Source organism: Empedobacter sp. UBA5924 (genome assembly GCF_002431085.1).
GTDB lineage: Bacteria > Bacteroidota > Bacteroidia > Flavobacteriales > Weeksellaceae > Empedobacter > Empedobacter falsenii_B.
In genome coordinates, this window is sequence record NZ_DJDM01000057.1 from 1 (window position 1) to 2,997 (window position 2,997).

A 2,997-nucleotide genomic window follows, 5' to 3' on the forward strand; every position below is an offset into this window, starting at 1 on the left:
AAGTTAATAAACTATATTTTTAAACCGTCCGGTTTTTAGGGAAGATTACAATACATGTTTTTAAATAAATCCTGTTATAGTTATACACCAATTGATCTTAATCCTAAATTTACTATACAAGGGAGTTTTGATTATTAAAACTTCTATTATAATTTTTCCATCTTTTCTTTTTAATCGTCTTTGTTCAAATTGAATTTCAATTGTTCTATATATTCATAAGGACGTAACGAAGTCACTTGAAAAAAAAACATCAGAAAAGTGACGTACAGAGGAAAAGCCTCCTAACTCAGCTAAGTCTTTTACAGAATATTTATGGTATGTACTATTTATTTGGTTGATAAATGAAGTAGAGGAGATGCTTGCTTCTCAAATCTACAAAAATCAAATCAATGTTTCTTGTTTTTAATGTATGCTATAATAAGTTATAATGTTTTTTTAATTAATGATTCCCGCTTCGCGGTAATTTTCGCGAGTCCTTAACCACAAAGTATCTGCTGTTGCTTTGCTTAAATCAGCAAACCATCACCGTTTAATCATTTGTTGTAGTAAAAATCAAAACATTTGTATAAAATATTTTAACCATGACTTTTTGTATAAAAAACAACTAAACTAGCATCACAACACCTGAACTACAAAAATCTTTTATATACATTCTACTGCCACTATGTTGCCTTTATCTATTCAAGTATACACTCAAACACTCTTAGTATATGTTGTTTACATTTAGTGAGTGTTCGTAATCAACCTCACCTTATGGGTGTACAATCACCCTCAAAAATTATAATTTATGCTATAATAAGCTCAATTCCTGCTTTCTCTGCTTTGTATTTTATTTTAGTCATCAGTTCATAATAACTCCAATTCCTCAGTACAAATTCTTCTTCTTTAGCTAGCTCGATTTTTTCTTCTTGATCCAATAAAATAAGTGTTCCTGCTTTATATTTGATACAAAAATCAATTAACATTTTACTATAGACATGTAGTCTATGATGCACATAATTTTTTTCTACTTGACTCATTTTATCTAGGGCTTTTAGTTTTCTCGTTCTTCCTTTTCCCGATTTCGCATAGGCTACTCCTGCTTGCGTTCGTTGACGGGATGCTTGTATCGCTAACCTTCGGTAAAGAAACTCTTCTTTAGTACCAATAGTAAGCCGAGATTTACCTACTTTTACAACCAATGGATATTCCAACGACAAGGAAGCTTCTGCAATAATTTCGGATTGTAATTGATGGTTTTCTTTTTCAACTTCAACGGCTACTAACCAAAATATTTTACTTTTTTCTAACTTTATTTGTGAAGTGCAAAGTTTTATTTCTCCACTTATCACTTGTTCCAGTAGTTTTTTATTACCTGTAAAATCTTTTCCTAAATAAGTTTTGAATGGTATTTTAAATAAGATAAAACAAAAATTTTTCTTCTCTTCATTATAACATAATTTAGTTATTTTACTGCTATTAAAAGGAAATGCCATAGCTCGTTTAAAATTTTTTAATGAGATTTCACCTTTCCAATATTTGACACAATCTTTTTTAAAAGATTGATACAACATATTATTCAAACAAGATAAAATATTCATTGGAACTTCTCCTTTAAAACGATTTGAAAGTACACGATAAATGGTATTCATTCTAGAGCACTCTAGTATACCCTCTGCATCTTTCTTCTCGTCCATTAATTTATATTTAACTCCTTCAGAGAGGTAAAAAAAATCTTTCATCATTTCTTGTACATACAAATGAGAAACAATCAAATTAGCGGCTTTAAAACATCTATTTTGCCATTTATAAAGCGTATCCAAAACTTCTTTACGTTCTTCTTGAGTTGGTAAATCGATAATTAATTGTATTTTTCGAGTGAGTATTAAAGTAGATTTTTCCATCATCAATAGTTTAGTGATTGAACTTTGTTTTGTTGAGTGAATTTATAGGCGACTATAAATTCGTTGTGTACTTCTTTTTGAGACAGTTCTAATTCTTCAGCGATATTGGCAAAAGATTGTTTATGCTTACATCGAAGTTTTAATATCAACGATTGTGTTTCGGATATTTTATCTTGTTTCTCTTCAGTAGAGACTGTTTTGGTTTTAATAATTAACTTATCATGATGACTTAAAATCTTCTTAAGATCCGCTATAGCATGTTTAATTTCGTTACTGGTTTCTGTTATTCCTCTTCCCATTGCTTTAGCAATCGCTTTATATTTAAATCCATGTTTTAAACAAAGTTCTATCAAATGTTTTCTTTCAGTACTTAATAGAGGTAATACTTTTATAATTTCATCAAAATAGTGCTGTTGTGTTTCTTGTTCATTCAGGTTTTCTATTACATCAGCGGGATCATATCCAGCCAAATAACTTTGATAATTCTCATAACTCTCTAGCGAGTTTACTGTTGCAAAAAACTTATTCTTCGGTTTACGATAATGTAAATAGCAACTGTACTTCATTACAAGCCTCAAAAAGAAAAAGATATGATCAAGGGACTCAATCTTCTCACGATATTCCCATAATTTCAGAAAAGCATCTTGTACCAAACATTCTACTACAAACTCATCCTCAATTATTTGTTTACCAAACCAAAAGATTCGTTTATTGTACCTGACATAAATACGTTCGAAGGCAGCAGAATTACCTTTTTTTAATAATTCAAATTCTTTTTCTAGCATAATAAAGGTGGTTTTATTTATGTTTTACGTGATACGTATTACGTTCTACGTTTTTACATTGTTTTTAAATTCAACATTCGTTTTAAAAGCCACTCCTTTTCCAGTACATCGCGCCAACTTTGTTTTTGGGGAAAGGTTTTTTTTGTTTTTTCTTTATTTTAAATATTTTCTTTACTTTCATTTTTTTGAGCATCCAAAAAAACGAAACAAAAAAAGATGCCGACAGTAGTCTCTCAATGGTTCAACTAAATAAATTATTTCCATAAAGTTGATAACTCACTTCGTTCAAACACCTCAACTTTTTTATTCCAATAATTTAGAGTTGAATT

At 29.6% G+C, this 2,997-nt stretch carries 2 protein-coding genes; both read right to left on the bottom strand.

What is annotated here, in order from left to right:
• Positions 1-785: 785 nt before the first annotated feature.
• Positions 786-1,883 (bottom strand): hypothetical protein, encoded by a 1,098-nt coding sequence (locus tag B3792_RS14065; RefSeq protein WP_115002130.1) that lies wholly within the window; start codon positions 1,881-1,883, stop codon positions 786-788.
• A gap of 2 nt (positions 1,884-1,885) precedes the next feature.
• Positions 1,886-2,668, bottom strand: a complete 783-nt coding sequence (locus B3792_RS14070) for an RNA polymerase sigma factor (protein WP_291052808.1) — start codon at positions 2,666-2,668, stop codon at positions 1,886-1,888.
• Between the last annotated feature and the right edge of the window lie 329 nt (positions 2,669-2,997).

Bases quoted from the DNA above. Each gene is read 5' to 3' on its own strand.
- B3792_RS14070 (WP_291052808.1), bottom strand. From the start codon at position 2,668: ATGCTAGAAAAAGAATTTGAATTATTAAAAAAAGGTAATTCTGCTGCC.
- B3792_RS14065 (WP_115002130.1), bottom strand. From the start codon at position 1,883: ATGGAAAAATCTACTTTAATACTCACTCGAAAAATACAATTAATTATC.